The organism is Bacillus sp. DB-2, assembly GCF_003315125.1.
GTDB classification, from domain to species: domain Bacteria; phylum Bacillota; class Bacilli; order Bacillales; family Bacillaceae_G; genus Bacillus_A; species Bacillus_A mycoides.
The window spans coordinates 190174-212792 of record NZ_QNRN01000001.1 but is presented as its reverse complement, the minus strand read 5'-3'; the positions used below and the strand labels follow the sequence as shown (position 1 = coordinate 212792).

Sequence of the window (22619 nt, the reverse complement as noted above, 5' to 3'; positions counted from 1 at the left end):
TTTTGAGGTGGGGCGCAAATAGCGGGATAAAAAGATAGGTTAAGAAAAGAAGGGATTTCAATTATGGAAAAAGATGAACGTTTTAAACAGGCCGAGTTTGGTGCTATTGTCGGAATCGTTGGTAATATTATATTAGCGATTGTAAAAGCGGTAATTGGTTATATTGGAAACAGTAAGGCACTTTTAGCGGATGCAGTGCATTCTGGATCAGATGTAATTGGCTCGTTAGCTGTACTTTTTGGATTACGAGCGGCAAAGCAACCGCCTGATGAAGATCATCCGTATGGTCATGGTAAAGCGGAATCGATTTCAGCGATTATTGTTGCGGTATTATTATTTATTGTTGGAATAGAGATAGCGATTTCGTCTATAAAAGCTTTTTCACAAGATTTGGAACCACCAAAAGGAATTACGATTTTTGCAGTTATTCTTTCGATTGTAGTGAAAGAAGGGATGTTTCAGTATAAATATCGATTAGGGAAGAGGATAAATAGTGCTGCAATTATTGCAAATGCATATGAACATCGTTCGGATGTGTTTTCTTCAATTGCAGCTTTAATCGGCATTTGTGCAGCTATTATCGGCGGTAAGTTAGGTATAGATTGGCTTGTATATGCCGATCCAATTGCGGGATTATTTGTTTCAATTCTCGTTGCTAAGATGGCGTGGAGTATTGGAGCAGAAGCTATTCATGCAACGCTCGATCATGTTCTGCATGAAGAAGATGTTGTTCCGCTTAGGGAGGCAGTTTTTCAAGTGGAAGGTGTGAAAAAAATCGGCTCTTTATATGCAAGAGAACATGGCCACTATGTTATTGTCGATATTAAAGTATCTGTAGATCCATATATCACTGTAGAAGAAGGTCACCGCATCGGAAAACATGTAAAAGAAAAACTTATGAAACAAGATAACGTACAAAACGTTTTTGTACATATTAATCCGTATTCTCCAAATTAAACATAACAGATATTTAATTATATAGATATCTAATCGTAGTTTGCATTATATTGTCACCCCTTAATCTGTCTTGTATAATGGATAGGTTAAGGGGTGATTTCGTGTTACAACCGAAGACGCGTTGGAAAGAAAAAGAATATAATGAGGAACTAGTGAGTGAATTAGCAAATAAATTGCAACTATCACCTCTTGTGACTTCATTATTTCTTGGCAGAGGCTTAAATACAGAAGATAAGATTGTAGACTTTTTAAATACAGCAGATCAAGAATTTCATGATCCATTTTTACTTGAAGGAATGGATCGGACTGTAGAACGTGTGAAAAAAGCTATTGAAAATGGAGAACAAATATTAATATTTGGCGATTACGATGCGGACGGAGTAAGTAGTACGACTGTGTTATATCTTGCTCTCAAAGAATTAGGTGCAGAAGTAGAGTTTTATATTCCAAATCGTTTTACTGAAGGCTATGGGCCAAATGAAGAAGCGTTTCGTTGGGCGCACAGTGCAGGGTTCTCACTAATTATTACTGTCGATACTGGTATCGCAGCGGTACATGAAGCGAAGGTAGCGAAGGAACTTGGAATAGATCTTATTATTACAGATCATCATGAGCCACCACCAGAATTACCAGAGGCACTTGCGATTATTCATCCGAAATTAGAAGGCGGTGTTTATCCGTTTCATTATTTAGCGGGTGTTGGTGTTGCATTTAAAGTTGCACATGCACTTTTGGGTCGTGTACCAGAGCATTTGTTGGAAATTGCAGTAATCGGTACGGTAGCCGATTTAGTATCGCTTCACGGTGAAAATAGATTATTAGTACAGCGTGGACTGAAGCATATGCGAATGACTCGAAATATCGGTTTAAAGGCGTTATTTAAAGTCGCTAACGTTTCGCAAAGCGAAATTACAGAAGAAAGCATCGGATTCTCACTCGCACCTCGTATTAATGCGGTTGGTCGTTTGGAAGATGCAACACCTGCTGTACACCTTTTATTATCAGAAGATCCAGAGGAAGCGAAAGAGCTAGCTGAAGAAATTGATGAGCTGAACAAACTTCGAAAAGATATTGTAAAGCAAATTACTGAAGAAGCTATCGCTGAAGTCGAAAATAATTTCCCGCCAGAAGAAAATAAAGTATTAGTCCTTGCAAAAGAAGGTTGGAATCCAGGGGTAATTGGAATTGTCGCTTCTAAGTTAGTTGAACGTTTTTATCGTCCGACGATTGTATTAAGCATTGATCCTCATAAAGAAACAGCAAAGGGATCGGCTCGTAGTATTGCAGGATTTGATTTGTTTGCAAACCTTTCAGATTGCCGTGAATTGTTACCGCATTTCGGAGGTCATCCGATGGCAGCGGGAATGACGCTTAATATGAATGATGTGGATGAATTAAGACGCAGGTTAAATGAGCAAGCTGATGTAATTTTAACAGCAGAAGATTTTATTCCGATTACAGCAGTGGATGCATTTTGTAAAGTAGAGGATGTAACGCTTGCCGCGATTGAGGATATGCAAAAGTTAGCGCCATTTGGCGTAGGAAATCCGAAACCGCGTATTGCGGTGAAAGATGCCGACTTAGAAAGTATCCGTGCAATTGGATCTGATGGTTCGCATTTGAAAATGGCTCTTCGTGATGGACAAGCAACACTGGACACGATTGGATTTGGATTTGGTACTTATGCGAAAGAAATCTCTCCAGTTGCGAAGGTTTCTGTAGTAGGAGAAGTGTCCATTAATGAATGGAATAACTTTAAAAAGCCGCAATTAATGGTGCAAGATATTGCTGTAGAGGCATGGCAATTATTTGACTGGCGTAGTATGCGTAATGTAGAAGCAAATTTAGCAGAACTTCCGAAAGAAAAAATAACAATGGTGTATTTTTCTGAAGAGGTATTGAATAAATTTTCTTTAGAAGGCTATAAAGAACAGCTCGTGCATGCATCAGAGGTAGCTCATTTTGATGATCAATACATTGTGCTACTTGATTTGCCGAAAGGAACAGATGAATTAGGTGATGTATTTAAGGCTGGATTCCCAGCTCGAATTTACACGCTATTTTATCAAGAGAATAATCATTTATTTAGTACGGTCCCAACGAGGGAACATTTTAAATGGTACTATTCTTTCTTAAGCCAAAAAACACCATTTTCTTTAAGGCAATATGGGGAACAACTGTGTCGTCATAAAGGTTGGTCAAAAGATACAGTAAATTTCATGACACAGGTGTTTTTTGAGTTAGAATTTGTTACAATAAAAGACGGTGTCATTTTTATGGCAGACAAAAAACAAAAGCGTGATTTAATTGAATCGAACACATATCGTGAGAAAATGAACCACTTACAATTAGAGAAAGAATTGGTTTATAGCACATATCAGCAACTATATACATGGTTTGAAACGATTCGTGATCATAAATAAGTAGAACAGTTAGGGTAAAGGATTTGTATTTACAAACCTTTTATATCTGAGGAGGATTCAGAAATATGGATTTCAAGCAACATATCGCAATTGTACCAGATTATCCGAAAGAAGGTATTGTGTTTAAAGACATTACACCTTTAATGAACGACGGAAAAGCATATAAAGCAGCAACAGATGCAATCGTTGAGTATGCAAATAAAAGAGACATTGATGTTGTAGTAGGACCAGAAGCGCGTGGTTTTATTATTGGTTGCCCAGTTTCTTATGCATTAGAAGTAGGTTTCGCACCAGTTCGTAAATTAGGAAAATTACCACGTGAAGTAATTACAGTTGACTACGGTAAAGAATATGGAACGGATGTTTTAACAATCCATAAAGATGCAATTAAGCCAGGCCAACGTGTATTAATTACAGATGACTTATTAGCTACAGGTGGAACAATCGAAGCGACAATTAAACTAGTTGAAGAACTTGGTGGAGTTGTAGCAGGAATTGCATTTTTAGTAGAGCTTACTTACTTAGATGGTCGTAAAATGTTAGATGGTTACGATGTATTAGTATTAGAAAAATACTAATCATTATATAGGTGAAACTACGGTGATAAAAAAGTACCCGTGAATCTCTTGGAGAGGAGCGGGTACTTTTGTATAATTGCACAAAAAAACATGGTGAAATGTCAGTAAAATCTTTTCCTTTTCACAATTCACAATCATTGGGTTATAATGATAGAATATAATTTATTCTATTCAATAAAGATAAAGTCAATTTTCAATAAAAGGTGATTCGATGGCAAATGAGCAAGTACTAACAGCTGAACAGGTACTCGAGAAAGCAAGTCAATATTTAGCGGATGGAGATATTGAGCTAGTGGCACGTGCCTATGAATATGCGCGTGATGCACATAGCGAACAATATAGAAAATCGGGTGAACCATATATTATTCACCCAATTCAAGTTGCAGGTATTTTAGTTGATTTACACATGGATCCGGCTACAGTATCGGCAGGTTTCTTACATGATGTAGTGGAAGATACAGAAATTACATTAGAAGACATTGAACGGGAATTTAATAAAGAAATCGCTATGCTTGTCGATGGTGTTACAAAGCTTGGAAAGATTAAATATAAATCCCATGAGCAGCAACAAGCAGAAAACCATCGCAAAATGTTTATTGCAATGGCTCAAGATATTCGAGTTATTTTAATTAAACTAGCTGATCGTCTTCATAACATGCGTACATTGAAACATTTGCCTCAAGAGAAGCAGCGTCGCATTGCGAATGAAACGTTAGAAATCTTTGCACCTTTAGCACATAGACTCGGAATTAGTACTATTAAATGGGAGTTAGAGGATACGTCACTCCGCTATTTAAACCCACAGCAATATTATCGTATTGTAAATTTAATGAAGCGTAAACGTGCAGAGCGTGAAGAATATTTAGATGAAGTAATGACTGGTATTCGTGAGAAATTAAAAGAAGTTTCAATTCAACCTGAGATTTCTGGAAGACCAAAACATATTTACAGTATTTATCGTAAAATGGCATTGCAAAATAAACAATTCAATGAAATTTACGATTTACTAGCTGTACGTGTCGTTGTGAATAGTATTAAAGATTGCTATGCGGTGCTTGGAATTATTCATACGTGCTGGAAACCAATGCCAGGTCGTTTTAAAGATTATATTGCAATGCCGAAAGCAAATTTATATCAATCTCTTCATACGACTGTAATTGGACCAAAAGGTGATCCGCTAGAAGTGCAAATTCGTACGAAAGAAATGCATGAGATTGCAGAATTCGGAATCGCGGCACACTGGGCGTATAAAGAAGGAAAAACAGCAGAAACAACTGGTACATTAGAGAAGAAACTAACTTGGTTCCGTCAAATATTAGAATGGCAAAATGAAGCTTCTAATGCAGAAGAGTTTATGGAATCATTAAAAATTGATTTGTTCTCTGACATGGTATTCGTCTTCACACCGAAAGGCGATGTAATGGAATTACCACTTGGATCTGTTCCAATTGACTTTTCGTATCGTGTCCATTCAGAGATTGGGAATAAAACAATTGGTGCAAAAGTAAATGGGAAAATGGTGACCCTTGATTATAAATTAAAAACGGGTGACATCATTGAAATTTTAACATCGAAACATTCTTATGGCCCAAGTCAAGATTGGGTAAAGCTTGCTCAAACATCTCATGCGAAAAATAAAATACGTCAATTCTTTAAGAAACAACGTAGAGATGAAAATATTGAAAAAGGCCGTGAGCTTGTTGAAAAAGAAGTGCGTGGCTTAGAGTATGAGATGAAAGAAGTATTAGCGCTTGATAATTTAAAACGTGTCGCTGAGAAGTTTAACTTTGCAAATGAAGAAGATATGTTTGCAGCAGTTGGATATAACGGAATTACAGCAGCGCAAATTGTTACGCGACTAACGGACAAGTTCCGTAAACAACGTGAAGAAGAAGACATCGTTGAAGTTAAAGAAGTTCGTAAACCGATGAAAATTCGAAAATGGGATTCTGGTGTAAAGGTAAGTGGTGCAGATAATTTGTTAATTCGTTTATCAAAATGCTGTAACCCAGTTCCAGGTGATGATATCGTTGGTTATATTACGAAAGGTCGAGGCGTATCAATTCACCGTTGCGATTGCGTCAATGTGCATACAGAAGAAGCGGTGGAGCGTTTACTAGAAGTAGATTGGGAAGGTAGTCCTGAAAAAGAAATTGAGTACAATGTTGATATTGAAATTTCAGGCTATGATCGTCGTGGTTTATTGAATGAAGTATTACAAGCTGTTACAGAAACGAAGACGTATATCTCAGCTGTTTCTGGTAGAAGTGATCGTAATAAGATGGCAACGATTAACATGTCGATTTCTATTCGAAACTTACAACACTTGAAAAAAGTAGTAGAGCGCATTAAACGTGTTCCGGAAATTTATGCCGTACGACGCATGATGCATTAATAGGGAGTGTAGAAAAGATGAGAGTTGTTTTACAACGATCAAAGGAAGCGTCTGTCACAGTAGATGGCGAGATTGTAGGACAAATTCCATTCGGTTTAACATTACTAGTTGGCATTACGCATGAAGATACAGAAAAAGATGCAACTTATATCGCAGAAAAAATTGCAAACCTACGTATTTTTGAAGATGAGAGCGGAAAGATGAACCACTCTGTACTTGATATGAAGGGACAAGTTCTATCTATTTCGCAATTTACATTATACGGAGATTGCCGCAAGGGAAGACGTCCAAACTTTATGGATGCTGCGAAACCTGATTATGCAGAACATTTATATGATTTCTTTAATGAAGAAGTTCGTAAACAAGGACTGCATGTGGAGACAGGACAGTTCGGAGCAATGATGGACGTTTCTTTAATCAATGATGGTCCGGTGACCTTAATTGTGGATAGTAAATAGTGTTGCTTAAGAAGAGGGGATTATATAATCCTCTCTTTTTTATACATTGTTGTATGTTTTGTTCATTTATCCCGCTATTTGTGGGAGATCCACTGCTCGTAAAAGCCTGATTAGTGAGGGCTAATAATGAGTGGCGATGGACAAAACCCCTATTCATTAAAGTTTCACTTTATTTGGAATCAATAGCTGTTTTCAGTTATGTATAACTCTTTCATCAATATGGAACAATAACAAGTAAAACATCCATATTGAATGTGAGGGATATACGTATGCGTATGAATGAAAAAGGGCATTCTGTTACAAATGGTGCAAATCAACTGTTTAACGTGAATTTTCATGATTTTATTTCAAAAGAGCAAAACAATACTTCAATGGAGCTTGCTTCAGAGTTCGGAATTTCACTGCAAGATGTAAAGCGCCTAAAGAAGCAAATTGAGCGCTCTTAGAGCACTTGACAATCCTACTCAACAAACGTATAGTAATTTTATATTTACATATGAATATAGCCGTTGATAGAGGAGAGTAAATGAGATACACATGGAAAGAGAAGAAATGTCCTAGGCTGAAAACATTTCTACATGATGACTGATTGAATGACACTCTGTAGGTTTCAACTTGAAAGGCTTATACGCTTAGTAGAGATGAACGCAAATTTAAGCGTTATTAAAAAAGTGGAAGCATACGTGCTTCAATTAGGGTGGCACCACGGGTATAATACTCTCGTCCCTACTGTTCAAACAGTAGAGGCGGGAGTTTTTTTATTTTTATTAAGATTAAAACAATTTGAGGAGGAACTGAATATGTCTATTCAAATCCCACGCGGAACGCAAGATATTCTTCCAGGTAGTGTTGAGTTATGGCAGTATATCGAAGGGCAAGCGCGCGACATTTGCCGTCGTTACAATTATAAAGAAATTCGTACACCAATTTTTGAGCACACAGAGCTATTTTTACGTGGTGTTGGTGATACGACAGATATCGTACAAAAAGAAATGTATTCATTCCAAGACCGTGGAGAGCGTAGTTTAACATTACGTCCAGAAGGTACTGCACCTGTTGTACGTTCTTACGTTGAGAACAAAATGTTCGGTGATGCAACACAACCAACAAAATTATACTATATCGGCCAAATGTTCCGTTATGAAAGACCACAAGCAGGTCGCTATCGTCAATTCGTACAATTCGGTATTGAAGCAATTGGTAGTAACGACCCAGCAATTGATGCAGAAGTAATTGCACTTGCTGTAGAGTTTTACCGCGGTATGGGCTTAAAAAATATTAAAGTTGTATTAAATAGCTTAGGTGATGCAGCGAGTCGTCAAGCACACCGTGATGCGTTAATTGCTCACTTTGAGCCGCGCATCGGAGAATTCTGTTCTGATTGCCAATCTCGCTTAGAAAAAAACCCTCTTCGTATTTTAGACTGTAAGAAGGACCGTAATCATGAATTAATGAGCACGGCACCATCTATTACAGAATACTTAAACGAAGATTCAGCAGTATACTACGACAAAGTACAAGAACTACTAACGATGATGGATGTTCCATTTGAGAAAGATCCGAATTTAGTACGTGGTTTAGACTACTACCAACACACTGTTTTTGAAATTATGAGTGAGGCAGAAGGTTTCGGTGCTATCACAACATTAAGTGGCGGTGGCCGTTATAACGGACTTGTACAAGAAATCGGTGGACCGGAAATGCCAGGTATCGGTTTTGCGATGAGTATTGAGCGTTTAATTATGGCACTGAAGGCTGAAAATATTGAGTTACCAATTGAACATAGTATTGATTGTTACGTTGTAGCACTTGGTGAAAAAGCGAAAGACCGTGCTGCAAAAGTTGCGTTCGATCTTCGTAAAGCTGGATTATCAGTTGAAAAAGATTATTTAGATCGCAAAATGAAAGCACAATTTAAATCTGCAGATCGTTTAAATGCGAAATACGTAGCTGTATTAGGGGAAGATGAGCTAGATAAAGGCATCATTAACTTAAAAGATATGGCAACAGGCGGACAAGAAGAAGTAGCGTTAGATGTATTTGCTTCATATGTAGCAGAGAAATTAATATAGGGGGAACTTAAAGTGGCTGAAAGAACACATGCATGCGGGAAAGTAACAGTAGAAGCGGTTGGACAAACAGTTCAATTAAAAGGTTGGGTACAAAAACGCCGTGATTTAGGTGGATTAATCTTTATCGACTTACGTGACCGTACAGGTATCGTACAAGTTGTATTTAATCCTGAAACATCAAAAGAAGCGTTAGAAGTAGCAGAAACGATTCGTAGCGAATACGTATTACACGTAGAAGGTACAGTTGTTGAACGTGGTGAAGGCGCAATTAATGATAATATGGCAACTGGTCGTATTGAAGTACAAGCATCGAAAGTAAATGTATTAAACGCAGCGAAAACAACGCCAATCATTATTGCTGATGATACAGATGCATCAGAAGATGTGCGTTTAAAATATCGTTACTTAGACTTACGTCGTCCTGCAATGTTCAACACATTCAAAATGCGTCATGACGTAACGAAAACAATTCGTAACTTCTTAGATACAGAAGAGTTCTTAGAAGTTGAAACACCAATTTTAACGAAGAGCACGCCAGAAGGAGCTCGCGACTATTTAGTACCAAGCCGTGTGCATGATGGTGAATTTTATGCATTACCTCAATCTCCGCAGCTATTTAAACAGCTTCTTATGGTCGGTGGATTTGAACGTTACTATCAAGTAGCACGTTGTTTCCGTGACGAAGATTTACGTGCGGACCGTCAACCGGAATTCACGCAAATTGATATCGAGGCATCATTCTTAACGCAAGATGAAATTTTAGAAATGATGGAGCGTATGATGACGAAAGTCATGAAGGATGCAAAAGGTGTAGAAGTTAGTGCACCATTCCCTCGTATGAAATATGCTGATGCAATGGCTCGCTTTGGTTCTGATAAGCCGGATACACGCTTTGAAATGGAACTAAAAGACCTATCTGAATTTGCAGTAGGTTGTGGATTTAAAGTATTTACAAGTGCTGTAGAAAACGGCGGACAAGTAAAAGCGATTAACGCAAAAGGTGCAGCGAGCAAATACTCTCGTAAAGACATCGATGCATTAACTGAATTCGCCAAAGTATACGGTGCAAAAGGTCTAGCTTGGCTTAAAGTTGAAGAAGACGGCTTAAAAGGACCGATTGCGAAATTCTTCGGTGAAGAAGATGCAAACGTGTTAATGAGTACATTAGAAGCGGATGCTGGTGACTTATTACTATTCGTAGCAGATAAGAAAAGCGTTGTTGCAGATAGCTTAGGTGCACTTCGTTTACGTTTAGGTAAAGAGCTTGAGTTAATTGACGAAAGTAAATTTAACTTCCTATGGGTAACTGATTGGCCACTTCTTGAGTACGATGAAGATGCAGATCGTTACTTCGCAGCTCACCACCCATTCACAATGCCATTCCGTGAAGACGTTGAGTTATTAGAAACAGCACCAGAAAAAGCACGTGCACAAGCATATGACCTTGTATTAAACGGTTATGAGCTTGGTGGTGGATCACTTCGTATTTACGAGCGTGACGTACAAGAAAAAATGTTCAAAGCACTTGGATTCTCACAAGAAGAAGCACAAGAACAATTCGGATTCTTATTAGAAGCATTCGAATACGGTACACCACCACACGGCGGAATCGCATTAGGTTTAGACCGTCTTGTTATGTTACTTGCAGGTCGTACGAACCTTCGTGATACAATTGCATTCCCGAAAACAGCAAGCGCAAGCTGCTTATTAACAGAAGCGCCAAGCCCAGTTGCAGAAGCTCAGCTTGAAGAGCTAAGCTTAAAATTGAGCTTGAAAGAAGAGAAGTAAGAATAGAGTCTAGATGGTTATACTAACCCCATCTAGGCTTTTTTTATAGAGGTTGTTTAAAAAGTCCGGTTCAGATAACCGTCGCATCTCATCGTTGCTTATGCTAGTCCGGTGCTCGAGTAGTAAAGCTACACTGTGCTCCTCCTAGCATAAGTGCCTCGATCTGCTCGGTTCTCTAAATCCTCCTTTTTAAACGTATATTGAAGAGGTTGTTTAAAAAGTCCGGTTCAGATAACCGTCGCATCTCATCGTTGCTTATGCTAGTCCGGTGCTCGAGTAGTAAAGCTACACTGTGCTTCTCCTAGCATAAGTGCCTCGATCTGCTCGGCCATCTGAATCCTCCTTTGTAAACTTGCATTTAGGAAGAAGTAAAAGCCCGGTTTACACTATGTTTTCATTTTTAAAATATGTATTTTTAAGGATTCTATAACTTTTTCTATACAAATAGTCGGAAAAACGCTAGAATACATGGTAGACCATTTTTGTAATAGGAGTGTAGAGCTGAATGTTACATCAATTTTCACGTAATGAATTAGCCTTTGGAAAAGAAGGCCTTGAAATATTAAAAAATAGTACAGTCGGTATTTTAGGTATTGGCGGTGTAGGATCATTTTCGGCAGAAGCGTTAGCACGTTCTGGCGTAGGACGTCTTGTATTAGTTGACAAAGATGTTGTAGATATTACAAACGTAAACCGTCAAATTCACGCGTTAGTATCTACTGTAGGACGTTCAAAAGTAGAATTAATGAAAGAGCGTATTGCAGATATTAATCCAGAGTGTGAAGTAATTGGACTAGAGATGTTTTATACAGATGAAACATATGAAGAGTTCTTTAAACACGGTTTAGATTTCGTAGTAGATGCATCTGATACGATTACGTTCAAAATTCATTTAATTAAACAATGTTTACGTCGTAAAATCAAAATTATCTCATGTATGGGTGCGGCAAATAAAATGGACCCAACTCGTTTCCGTATTGCGGACATTTCTAAAACGCATACAGATCCAATTGCGAAAGTAATTCGTACGAAGCTTCGTAAAGATGGTATTAAAAAAGGTGTAAAAGTTGTCTTCTCTGACGAAAACCCAATCGTAATTCGTGAAGAAGTACGTAAAGAAATCGTACCAGACGAAAATGCAAAAATTCGTAAAGCGAAATTACCACCTTCTTCAAATGCGTTCGTACCATCTGTGGCTGGTTTAATTATGGCAAGTCACGTTGTACGTGAGCGTATTAAAAACGTAGAAGTGAAGCGTGTAGGGCAAGAATAAAAAGGAAGCATATATCGTTTAGGATATATGCTTTTTGTATGTTTTAAAGAAATATCGATGTCGAATCGTTAATATAATTACATTTACTGTGGTGCTTTTTTACTAAGGGAAAATAAACAGGGATGTCACTTAGTTGAAAAAGTGGCATCCCTGTTTTTAGTTTTCTGCAGAATATATAATATCTAAATTTCCATTTTGATCGGTTTTGAAAATCGGAGCAATTTGCTCTTCTTGTTCTTCGACCGAAACAAGTTTTCGAGCACGATCCATAATTCTAACAAGCATTGCATAATCTTCTTCGATTGCTTGTTGTTTTTTTGTGAGAACAGCTAATTTTGCTTCAAGTTCATTATTCATTTTTTGCAGGGAAGTGAGCTGATCTTGTAATACGTCATTTTCAGTTTGTAACTTTGCGAGTGAAGGGTTATTGTGCTCCAAGTTTTGCAAAAATGAGATGACATTTTGCATTGTAAGACCTTGTTTATTTGGGACAATATCTTCTGAAAACTCGGCATCGATTACGAGCTGCCGAGTTTGTGTGAACTGCTCTTTTTCTATTTTAGCTTCCGAACGCTTTAATTCTTTACGTTGTTTTTTTGCGATTTGCACCGCATCTTCATAATATGGTCTTACTTCAGCATTCCATCTAAAGCCACAAGCTGCTGAAGTTCGGTTTAATGTATCACCGACTTCATCGAATGCTTTTATTTGTGTACTTCCGCTGCGAATATGTCGTAAAACAGTTTCTGCTAAAAGGAGATCGTCTTCTTTTGTCCATGCATCTTGACGTGTTTTCATAAGCGAACCCTCCGTAATGGTGACGTTTTCGCTTATATTACCCTTTATTCTTCGTTTTATGCGAACTTTGTAATCTTTCATAAACAGTAGAAAGTGCTTGTTCAAATTTTCCTGTCGTTTTCGGTTTATAATATTGCTTGTTTTTAATTTTATCAGGTAAGTATTGTTGTTGTACCCAACCGTTTGGGTGATCGTGTGGATATAAGTATCCGATGCCTCTTCCTAACGATTCGGCTCCTTTATAATGACTATCTTTTAAATGACTTGGAATATCGCCTGTTTGGCCATTACGTAAATCGTGTAGTGCGGCATCGAGTGCTTTATAGGCCGAGTTTGATTTCGGTGATAGACAAAGTTCAATAACAGCATTTGCAAGTGGTATGCGTGCCTCTGGGAAGCCGACCCGTTCAGCTGATTCAATCGCTGCAAGTGTACGTTGTCCAGCTTGTGGGCTAGCAAGTCCGATATCCTCATATGCCATAATAAGCAGACGTCTACCGATGCTTTGTAAGTCACCAGCTTCAATAAGACGTGCTAAATAATGAAGCGCGGCGTTCACATCACTTCCGCGTACTGATTTTTGAAAAGCAGATAAAACGTCATAGTGAGCATCGCCACCTTTGTCGTGAACAAAACTCTTTTTCTGTAAGCATTCTTCCGCGATTTCAAGTGTAATTTCCGCGGCTTTGTCGTCAGTTGTAAAGCTAGATAAAACAGCTAGTTCAAGTGCATTATAAGCTGAGCGCATATCTCCGCCTGACGCATTTGCAAAGTGATGTAATGCTTCATCCGTAACAGTTACATCATATTCCCCAAGCCCTTTTTCTTTATCTTCAAGCGCTCGTTTTAAGCCAATTAAAATATCATCTTCTGTTAATGCGTGTAATTCGAAGATTTGACAACGGCTTCGAATAGCAGAATTAATAGCATGGAACGGATTGCTTGTCGTTGCACCAATTAAAGTAAGAAGTCCGCTTTCTAAATGGGGTAATAGAAAGTCTTGCTTCGCTTTATCTAGCCTATGAACTTCATCCAAAATTAAAACGAGGTGCCGATGCATCTTCGCTTCTTGTACGACAACTTCCATATCTTTTTTATTATGAGTAACAGCGTTTAAGAGGCGAAACAGGGTTCCAGTACTTCCTGCAATTGCGCTAGCGATTGATGTTTTTCCTGTGCCTGGAGGACCGTATAAAATCATTGATTGAAAATGATTTGCTTGGACCATACGCCATAAAATCTTGCCTTCACCAACTAAGTGCTGTTGTCCGATAATTTCTTGAATATTTGTAGGGCGCATTCGATGTGCGAGTGGTTGTTTCATTTGACCCTCTCCCTTAATGTATAATCTCATTCTATCGTATCATTTTTTTTGATGAAATTTGAAATAGGATGCTGTTTTGTGGGGAAAACGAATACGAATATTCATATTTTTCTTTCAATTGTAATAATTTCCGAGTTTTTCAATGTGATTTTATGTTATCATTTTGATACACAAGTTGAAATTTCTTATAATACTATATTATGCTATAATTTCATAGGATTTTAAATTGTGTTCTTTTATAAAGTGAAACTTTAATTAGTGGGGGTTTTGTTCATCCCCCACCTAACTTCTTTGCTCCAGCCGAATTGTGAGGTGGGAGTTTTACTGCCCGCAAATAGCGGGATAAATAAGATATAACCAATAGAAGTGAAAATTTGAAAAGAGGTGCAAAATAGATGAAGATTTCAACAAAAGGCCGCTACGGCTTAACAATTATGATCGACCTTGCAAAAAAGTTTGGTGAAGGCCCAATTTCATTAAAATCAATTGCACAGGCACATGACCTATCTGAGCATTACTTAGAGCAATTAATTTCACCACTTCGTAACGCTCGTCTTGTAAAGAGTACGCGCGGGGCATATGGCGGATATGTATTATCTGATCAGCCAGTCAACATTACAGCTGGAGATGTAATCCGTGTACTAGAGGGTCCAATTAGTGTTGTAGAAATGATAGAAGAAGAAGAACCAGCACAACGCCAATTATGGATGCGTGTTCGTGATGCGGTGCAAGAAGTATTAGATAGTACAACTTTAGAAGATTTAGTACGTTATGAGGAAGAAAATCACGGGGGCTATATGTTTTACATTTAATTCCTTGTGAAACGATTTGGAAAGAAGGAGATTTAATGGAACGCATTTACTTAGATCATGCTGCGACATCTCCGACTCACCCAGAAGTGGTCGAAAAGATGATTCCATATATGACAGAAACATTTGGAAACCCGTCTAGTATTCACTTTTATGGGCGTCAAACGCGCCATGCGGTAGATGAGGCGAGACGTGTGTGTGCACGTAGCATTCACGCGAGTCCAAATGAAATTATATTCACGAGCGGTGGTACAGAAGCTGATAATTTAGCACTTATAGGTGTAGCGCGTGCGAATCGTCATAAAGGTAACCACATTATTACAACGCAAATTGAACATCATGCGATTTTGCATACGTGTGAATTGTTAGAGCGTGAAGGATTTGAAGTGACGTATTTACCTGTTGATGAAACAGGGCGTGTTCAAGTTTCTGACATACAAAAGGCACTAACGGAAGAGACGATTCTTGTATCTATTATGTTCGGGAATAATGAAGTAGGGACAATACAACCAATTGTGGAAATAGGAAAGCTGTTAAAAGAGCATCAAGCTTATTTCCACACAGATGCTGTACAAGCTTACGGTTTAATAGAAATAGATGTGAAAGAGTTTGGTATTGATTTATTATCGATTTCTGCTCACAAAATTAACGGCCCAAAAGGTGTAGGGTTCCTATATGCTGGTGCAAATGTGAAATTTGAACCGTTATTAATAGGCGGAGAGCAAGAAAGAAAACGTCGTGCTGGTACTGAAAATGTACCTAGTATTGCTGGACTTCAACATGCAGTTTCGCTAGCTGAAAAAACTCGTGAGCAAAAAAATGCCCAATATGAAGAGTTTAAAGATATAATGGTATCTGTCTTCAAAAATGAGGACATTCATTTCGAGGTAAACGGAGACTTGGAATATCGCTTACCACATGTGTTTAATATAAGTTTTACAGGAATGAATATTGAACCGTTTCTTGTAAACCTAGACTTAGCTGGTATTGCAGTATCAAGTGGTTCTGCTTGTACAGCTGGTTCGATTGATCCATCACATGTATTAGTGGCGATGTTCGGAAAAGACTCCGATCAAATACGTTCATCCGTACGCTTTAGTTTCGGACTTGGAAATACGAAAGAGCAAATTGAAAAAGCGGCGTACGAAACAGTGAAAATCGTGAAGCGATTAACACAAAATTAGCATGGGAGGTGACATGATGAACAAACTACCTCAAGAAACACGCGTTGTCATCGGGATGTCCGGTGGCGTCGATTCATCTGTAGCAGCTCTTTTATTAAAAGAGCAAGGTTATGATGTAATCGGAATTTTTATGAAAAACTGGGATGATACAGATGCAAATGGTGTCTGCACAGCAACAGAAGATTACAATGATGTAATTGAAGTGTGTAACCAAATCGGCATTCCGTATTATGCAGTAAACTTTGAAAAACAATACTGGGATAAAGTATTTACGTACTTTTTAGATGAGTACCGAGCTGGTCGTACACCAAACCCAGATGTAATGTGTAACAAAGAAATTAAATTTAAAGCATTTTTAGAGCATGCAATTGCACTTGGTGCTGATTATGTAGCAACAGGTCATTATGCACGCGTTGCTTATATGGACGGCGAATATAAAATGCTTCGCGGCGTTGATGACAATAAAGATCAAACATATTTCTTAAATCAATTAAGCCAAGAGCAACTATCAAAAACAATGTTCCCATTAGGTGAATTAAAGAAACCACAAATTCGCGAAATGGCGACAGAAGCTGGTTTAGCGACAGCGGCGAAGAAAGATAGTACTGGTATTTGCTTCATCGGTGAGCGTAACTTTAAAGATTTCTTAAGTAACTATTTACCGGCGCAACCAGGTGTGATGCAAACATTATCTGGTGAAGTGAAAGGGAAACATGATGGTTTAATGTATTATACAATTGGACAACGTCATGGCCTTGGTATTGGTGGTAATGGTGATCCGTGGTTTGCTGTGGGGAAAAACTTGAAAGAAAACATTTTATATGTTGATCAAGGATTCCATAACGAACTTCTATATGGTGATGAAGTTATTGCTACGAATGTAGGCTGGGTAAGTAATAAAGCGAAGGAAAAAGAATTTACGTGTACAGCGAAATTCCGTTATCGTCAAGCAGACAATAAAGTAACGGTTCAAATCGTTGATGAAAATACAGTTCGTATTCTTTGTGATGAGCCAATTCGTGCGATTACGCCAGGCCAAGCAGTTGTTTTCTATGATGGAGATGAGTGCTTAGGCGGCGCTACAATTGATGAAGTATATCATAGTGGTAAGAAATTAGATTATTTAGGATAACACGAGAAGCCTCTGCCGATTAGCGGTTAGAGGTTTCTTTTACATAAAGCGAATTTTTGTTCGCTTGGAAAATACATTCTTTGTTATAATTTGTTGTAGAGGTGAAGGATATGTCAAACAAACTTGAAACAGGTATTAAATATATGCAAGAAGGAAACTGGGAAGAAGCAGCTAAAAATTTCACAGAAGCAATCGAAGAAAATCCGAAAGATGCGCTTGGATACATTAACTTTGCGAATTTATTAGATGTATTAGGTGATAGTGAGCGAGCAATTGTATTTTATAAACGTGCATTAGAATTAGATGGTAAATCTGCGGCTGCTTATTATGGCTTAGGAAATGTATATTACGGTCAAGAGCAATTTGCAGAGGCAAAGGCTGTATTTGAACAAGCGATGCAAGTGGGATTACAATCAGCTGATGTAACATTTATGCTAGGTATCACGCATGTGCAACTTGGCAATGACCGTCTTGCGCTGCCATTTTTACAAAGAGCAACTGAATTAGATGAAAATGATGTAGAAGCTGTTTTCCAATGCGGACTTTGCTTCGCGCGACTAGAACATATTCAAGAGGCGAAACCTTATTTTGAAAAGGTATTAGAAATGGATGAAGAGCATGCAGATGCGTATTATAATTTAGGTGTTGCGTACGTATTCGAAGAAAATAACGAGAAAGCTCTTACTTTATTTAAGAAAGCGACTGAAATTCAAGCAGACCACTTTTTAGCTGGTAATGGTATTCGTTTATTAGAGCAAGAAGCTGAATAAAGTGAAATTATAGTTTAATGCGCAGTTACCCCTCATCTAAAGACTGTGAAAGAGGTGGGGGATGTACTGCTCATTAAAGTGAAAAGAACTCGGAAAGGAGAGGAAATATGGGAAATCAACATGCAATGGATTTGTTTGAGGAAGAGAAAAAATTTATAAAAGCGCAAGTTCTTCATACCATTTTCCACAACGAAGAAAACCTCTATTCCGTTGTCAGTATGAAAGTCATTGAAACGAATGAAACATACGACGAAAAAAAAGTAATGATAAACGGTCATTTTCCCCGTATGCATGAAGATGAAGTGTTTACATTAACAGGTCATTTTAAAGACCACCCAAAGTATGGAAAACAATATTTAGTTGAAACGTTTAAAAAAGAACTGCCACAAACAAAAGCAGGTATGGTGCAATATTTAGCGAGCGATTTATTTAAAGGGATTGGAAAGCGTACAGCCGAAAAGATCGTGGACCATCTCGGTGAGCATGCGATTTCTAAAATTATGGATGATCCTGATGCGCTAAATGGTGTTGTAAACAAGCAAAAGGCGCAGGAAATATATGAGACGATTATTGAGCATCAAGGGCTCGAGAAAGTGATGAGTTTTTTAAATGGTTACGGTTTTGGAACAAAACTTTCTATTAAAATTTATCAGCAATATAAAGAGATGACATTAGAAGTGATTCGTAATAATCCGTATAAACTTATTGAAGAAGTGGACGGAATTGGATTTGGAAGAGCAGATGATATAGGGCGTGCAATCGGAATAACGGGCAATCACGACGACCGTGTACGTGCAGGGTGTTTTTATACGTTAGAGAATATTTCATTACAACTCGGTCACGTGTATATGGAAAAAGGTCAGCTTGTAAGAGAAACGATGTCACTTTTAAATAATCAAGAAGGCAGAGTGACTGAGGAAGATATTGTAGGCTGCGTTGAAATGATGCAAAGCGAAGGGAAAGTCATTATAGAAGAAGAGCGAGTGTATTTAGCTTCTTTATTCTATTCTGAGAAAGGCGTTGTAAAGTCAATTCGTCGTCTTATGAATCAAGAAGAAACCCCTGCATTCCCTGAAGCAGAAGTGTTAAAAACATTAGGAGAAATTGAAGAACAGCTAAAGGTACAGTATGCGCCGCTTCAGCAAGAAGCAGTTCAAACTGCACTTCATAAGCCGATGATGTTATTAACAGGTGGACCAGGGACGGGGAAAACAACAGTTATTAAAGGAATTGTTGAAATGTATGCGTCACTTCACGGAGTATCATTAAATCCGAATGAATATAGTGATGATAATCCATTTCCAATATTATTAACGGCCCCAACTGGAAGAGCGGCGAAGCGCATGAGTGAATCGACAGGACTTCCAGCTTGCACAATTCATCGTCTGCTTGGATGGACGCCAGAAGGATCTTTTCAGCGCAATGAAACAGACCCTGTACAAGGGAAGCTCCTTATTATTGATGAGTTTTCGATGGTAGATATTTGGCTTGCAAATCAGCTATTCAAGTCACTTCCGACAAATATTCAAGTTATCGTTGTAGGTGATGAAGATCAGTTGCCATCTGTAGGACCTGGACAAGTGTTAAAAGATTTATTGAATGCAGGTGCGGTTCCAACGGTCAAGCTTACAGAAATTTATCGTCAAGCGGAAGGGTCATCTGTTATTCAACTTGCCCATGCGATAAAAGACGGAACACTTCCACCAGATTTAGCGCAAAATAAAAAAGATCGTTCATTTATCAGCTGTGCAGGTGCTCAAATTGTTGAAGTTGTAAAAAAAGTATGTGAAAACGCGAAGACGAAAGGGTTTAGCGCAAGAGATGTACAAGTGTTGGCACCTATGTACCGCGGACCAGCAGGTATTAATGTGTTAAATGAAGCTCTCCAAGAAGTGTTCAATCCGAAAAAAGAAAAAAGTAAAGAAATTGCCTACGGTGACGTTGTATACCGCAGAGGTGATAAAGTACTTCAATTAGTCAATCAGCCGGAAAGCCAAGTATTTAATGGTGATATCGGAGAAATCGTTTCGGTGTTTTATGCGAAAGAAAACGTTGAGCAACAAGATATGATTATCGTTTCATTTGATGGGATTGAAGTAACGTATACAAAGCCAGATTTAAATCAAATTACACATGCATATTGCTGCTCGATTCATAAATCACAAGGTAGTGAATTTCCGATTGTTATTATGCCGATTGTAAAAAGCTATAACCGTATGTTACGTCGTAATTTAATTTACACGGGTATTACAAGGAGTAAGAAATTCCTTATTATTTGCGGGGAGGAAGCAGCGTTTCAATCCGGTGTAAATCGCCTTGATGATGCAATGCGTCAAACGACTTTAGCTGGCCGATTGCAAGAATCACAAGGAGAAGTGCAGATGGTGACGGTTAATGGTGAAGAAATGGACGTGGAAAACATTTCACCGTATGATTTCATGTAACAAGGTGAAATTATATAGTGAACCTTTCAAACGTATAACGTTGAAAGGTTCTAGCAATGTATAAATGAATGCAGTTTGGACATAATGGCGAATAGAATCTGGGAGACTGTAAGGAGATGAAAGCCATATGTTCAGTTGTCCAAATTGCAAAGGGAAAGACATCGGAAAAATAGGTGTCAACCAATTTTATTGCTGGAATTGTTATATCGAATTATCGGTTTCAAAGGGGAAAATCCATACACATCAAGTAGAGGAAGATGGTTCATTAAGCTCTCTTGATGATTTATTTGATGATAATGAAAGAACGATCGGATAACGAAAAGGGGGATTTACTTTGAATCTACGCAATTCATTAATCGCATTAGGTGTTGGAGCTGCAGCATATCAATATGCTCGCAAACAAGATGTATTCTCAAAACGCAATGTGAAAAAAGCACGTAAGATGATTAAGTCTTATTTATAAGGCGTAAAAAACTCCCTTTATGATAAGGGAGTTTTTTTATGCGCTTGTATGCAAATATAAAAGTCCGATTTCAGAGAAGAGATAAGATAAACCGTAGCATCCAACGCCAAGCATTCCATAATGCCATAAGTGCTTAGCTCTTTCCTTTCGTGAGGAACGAATAAAGAAGCCTTTCCAAATACCAAACCCGATACAAATCCATTCAAGAAGCATAAAAAGTGCGGATAATACAAGCATAAATAAGATCATTATGAGCCCTCCTGATTATATTTTGACATTCTGTATTTTCAGGGGTGGTTGTCCTTATTATGTTAAATATATGTACGTCTTTAAAAAACAGTATGGTCTGTATAAAAAGATTTTAAAACTTTTGCACATAACCTAACCTATTTATTTTCAAAATAAAGATGGAGGAGGTTTTTCGTGTGAAGAATCTTAAAATCATTTGGATATATCGTTTAGGATTATTGTTACTCGTTTTTCTTTGTTTGCTCGTCTTTTTAAAAATTAAGCCACTATGGGCACCGATTATTTTTGTATTTAAAGTGGCGATCACACCGTTCTTTATTGCTTGTTTTATTGCTTATTTATTACACCCTTTAATTGAAAAAATCCATAAGGAAGGAATGCCACGCACACTTGCTATTTTGCTCATTTATATTCTTTTCTTTGGCGGAATTGGCTATGGAATTTATAAAGGAACGCCAGTTGTTATTAAACAGTTACAAGAAATTAATGAACAATTTCCACAGTTTACAAAAATGTACGATTCTTGGATGGATGGAGTTACAGAACAAACAGCGAATTTCCCATCATTTATTCATGAAAAGGTGAAACAAATTTTTGGTGGTGTAGAAACGAAGATTCAAGCGCTTTTAAATAAAGTCATGAGCACAGCTCGTGGTGTACTGGATTCGTTACTCATTATTTTCTTAATTCCATTCATTGTATTTTACATATTAAAAGATTACGGTGAGTTTTATCATATATTTTGGAAATTAGTCCCGAGTAAGTGGCGTAGTACGGGTCAATTGCTTGCGAAAGAAATTGATAAGTCACTCGGAAGTTATATTCGAGGACAGTTATTTGTTTGCTTAGTATTAGGGGGAGTATCTGTTCTTTCTTTTTGGTTTATCGGTATGAAATATCCATTGCTGCTCGGCATTATTATTGGGGTAACGGATATAATCCCGTACTTTGGTCCTATTTTAGGGGCGATTCCCACGTTGATGATTGCGGCAACGGTATCAACGAGTTTACTCATTAAGGCGGGGATTACAATTGCTATTTTGCAATTTTTGGAAAGTAACATTTTATCGCCTTACATCGTTGGTAAGTCGCTTCGTATGCATCCGGTTATTATTATGCTCGCATTACTAGTTGGAGGAGAGATAGCCGGGATTGTAGGATTGCTAATATCGGTTCCAATTTTAGCTGTTATTCGTACAGTGATCGTTCATGTGAGGCCTCTTTGGAAAAGAGAAGATATTTAAAATGAAAAGCAGATGCTTATGTAGCTAACGAAAATGTGTGTAGTACAATATAATTATTATTATCTACATTGACAAACTTAAGAGAATTCTATTATATTTAGTCATATAATACATTAAATCAATGACGGAACAAGTATGTTACAGTCCATTTATAGAGAGAAGCTTCCAATGGCTGAAAGAAGCTTTAAATGAAGGGTAACAGAAAGCTAATCCTGAGAGCAGCTAATCACTGCCGTCTTGCCACGTTACGGCACCATG

At 37.9% G+C, this 22619-nt stretch carries 20 protein-coding genes and 2 other annotated features (1 of these 22 running past the window's edge); of the genes, 17 read left to right on the top strand and 3 right to left on the bottom strand.

The window, feature by feature from the left end:
• Nucleotides 1-63: 63 nt before the first annotated feature.
• From DET63_RS01180 to DET63_RS01145, 9 genes are all read left to right on the top strand, one after another.
• Entirely contained in the window at nt 64-957 is an 894-nt protein-coding gene (locus DET63_RS01180) for a cation diffusion facilitator family transporter (RefSeq protein ID WP_002034095.1), read from the top strand.
• Nucleotides 958-1058: 101 nt separating this feature from the next.
• Entirely contained in the window at nt 1059-3380 is a 2322-nt protein-coding gene (gene recJ, locus DET63_RS01175) for a single-stranded-DNA-specific exonuclease RecJ (RefSeq protein WP_002138444.1), read from the top strand.
• A gap of 65 nt (nt 3381-3445) precedes the next feature.
• Nucleotides 3446-3958 (top strand): adenine phosphoribosyltransferase, encoded by a 513-nt coding sequence (locus DET63_RS01170; protein ID WP_002015305.1) that lies wholly within the window; start codon nt 3446-3448, stop codon nt 3956-3958.
• A gap of 211 nt (nt 3959-4169) precedes the next feature.
• On the top strand, nt 4170-6353 hold the full coding sequence (relA, locus tag DET63_RS01165) for a GTP diphosphokinase (RefSeq protein WP_002138443.1): 2184 nt from the start codon (nt 4170-4172) through the stop codon (nt 6351-6353).
• A gap of 17 nt (nt 6354-6370) precedes the next feature.
• Nucleotides 6371-6811, top strand: coding sequence for a D-tyrosyl-tRNA(Tyr) deacylase (locus DET63_RS01160; protein ID WP_016092357.1), 441 nt, complete (start codon nt 6371-6373; stop codon nt 6809-6811).
• 269 nt (nt 6812-7080) lie between these two features.
• The gene (locus DET63_RS30085; protein ID WP_001242605.1) at nt 7081-7257 is read left to right on the top strand and encodes a hypothetical protein; all 177 of its coding nucleotides are present in this window, start codon (nt 7081-7083) and stop codon (nt 7255-7257) included.
• A 54-nt stretch (nt 7258-7311) separates the two neighbouring features.
• Nucleotides 7312-7542: a binding site (T-box leader), on the top strand.
• Nucleotides 7543-7611: 69 nt separating this feature from the next.
• Nucleotides 7612-8883 (top strand): histidine--tRNA ligase, encoded by a 1272-nt coding sequence (gene hisS, locus DET63_RS01155; protein ID WP_012261743.1) that lies wholly within the window; start codon nt 7612-7614, stop codon nt 8881-8883.
• Nucleotides 8884-8895: 12 nt separating this feature from the next.
• Nucleotides 8896-10671 carry an aspartate--tRNA ligase gene (gene aspS, locus DET63_RS01150; protein ID WP_002067242.1) on the top strand — a complete coding sequence of 592 codons (1776 nt, stop codon included), beginning with the start codon at nt 8896-8898 and terminating at the stop codon, nt 10669-10671.
• A gap of 505 nt (nt 10672-11176) precedes the next feature.
• Nucleotides 11177-11944 (top strand): tRNA threonylcarbamoyladenosine dehydratase, encoded by a 768-nt coding sequence (locus tag DET63_RS01145; RefSeq protein ID WP_000903181.1) that lies wholly within the window; start codon nt 11177-11179, stop codon nt 11942-11944.
• A gap of 156 nt (nt 11945-12100) precedes the next feature.
• Here DET63_RS01145 and DET63_RS01140 read toward each other — a convergent pair whose 3' ends face one another.
• Together DET63_RS01140 and DET63_RS01135 are read right to left on the bottom strand one after the other, a co-directional pair.
• Nucleotides 12101-12742, bottom strand: coding sequence for an RsfA family transcriptional regulator (locus DET63_RS01140; protein WP_113935634.1), 642 nt, complete (start codon nt 12740-12742; stop codon nt 12101-12103).
• A gap of 37 nt (nt 12743-12779) precedes the next feature.
• Entirely contained in the window at nt 12780-14066 is a 1287-nt protein-coding gene (locus DET63_RS01135; RefSeq protein WP_002067244.1) for a replication-associated recombination protein A, read from the bottom strand.
• Between the two features lie 395 nt (nt 14067-14461).
• Here DET63_RS01135 and cymR point away from each other — a divergent pair, with 395 nt between their 5' ends.
• The 7 genes from cymR to DET63_RS01100 all read left to right on the top strand — a co-directional run bounded on the left by cymR (nt 14462) and on the right by DET63_RS01100 (nt 20868).
• Nucleotides 14462-14878 (top strand): cysteine metabolism transcriptional regulator CymR, encoded by a 417-nt coding sequence (cymR, locus tag DET63_RS01130; protein WP_000704117.1) that lies wholly within the window; start codon nt 14462-14464, stop codon nt 14876-14878.
• A 35-nt stretch (nt 14879-14913) separates the two neighbouring features.
• The gene (locus tag DET63_RS01125) at nt 14914-16059 is read left to right on the top strand and encodes a cysteine desulfurase family protein (protein ID WP_002067246.1); all 1146 of its coding nucleotides are present in this window, start codon (nt 14914-14916) and stop codon (nt 16057-16059) included.
• A 16-nt stretch (nt 16060-16075) separates the two neighbouring features.
• Nucleotides 16076-17191, top strand: coding sequence for a tRNA 2-thiouridine(34) synthase MnmA (mnmA, locus tag DET63_RS01120; RefSeq protein WP_002088752.1), 1116 nt, complete (start codon nt 16076-16078; stop codon nt 17189-17191).
• A gap of 110 nt (nt 17192-17301) precedes the next feature.
• On the top strand, nt 17302-17961 hold the full coding sequence (locus DET63_RS01115; RefSeq protein WP_113935633.1) for a tetratricopeptide repeat protein: 660 nt from the start codon (nt 17302-17304) through the stop codon (nt 17959-17961).
• 107 nt (nt 17962-18068) lie between these two features.
• Nucleotides 18069-20405 carry an SF1B family DNA helicase RecD2 gene (gene recD2 / locus DET63_RS01110; RefSeq protein ID WP_113935632.1) on the top strand — a complete coding sequence of 779 codons (2337 nt, stop codon included), beginning with the start codon at nt 18069-18071 and terminating at the stop codon, nt 20403-20405.
• A 127-nt stretch (nt 20406-20532) separates the two neighbouring features.
• Entirely contained in the window at nt 20533-20721 is a 189-nt protein-coding gene (locus tag DET63_RS01105; RefSeq protein ID WP_002015288.1) for a hypothetical protein, read from the top strand.
• Between the two features lie 18 nt (nt 20722-20739).
• Entirely contained in the window at nt 20740-20868 is a 129-nt protein-coding gene (locus tag DET63_RS01100) for a YrzQ family protein (protein ID WP_002015286.1), read from the top strand.
• A 36-nt stretch (nt 20869-20904) separates the two neighbouring features.
• On the opposite strand, the gene DET63_RS01095 is transcribed toward DET63_RS01100, so the two are convergent.
• A complete protein-coding gene (locus DET63_RS01095) occupies nt 20905-21117 on the bottom strand; it encodes a hypothetical protein (protein WP_113935631.1) in 213 nt (70 codons plus the stop codon).
• A gap of 158 nt (nt 21118-21275) precedes the next feature.
• Between DET63_RS01095 and DET63_RS01090 the strand changes: the two genes are divergently transcribed.
• Nucleotides 21276-22361, top strand: a complete 1086-nt coding sequence (locus tag DET63_RS01090; RefSeq protein ID WP_113935630.1) for an AI-2E family transporter — start codon at nt 21276-21278, stop codon at nt 22359-22361.
• A 112-nt stretch (nt 22362-22473) separates the two neighbouring features.
• Nucleotides 22474-22619: a binding site (T-box leader), on the top strand; it runs 73 nt beyond the window's last position.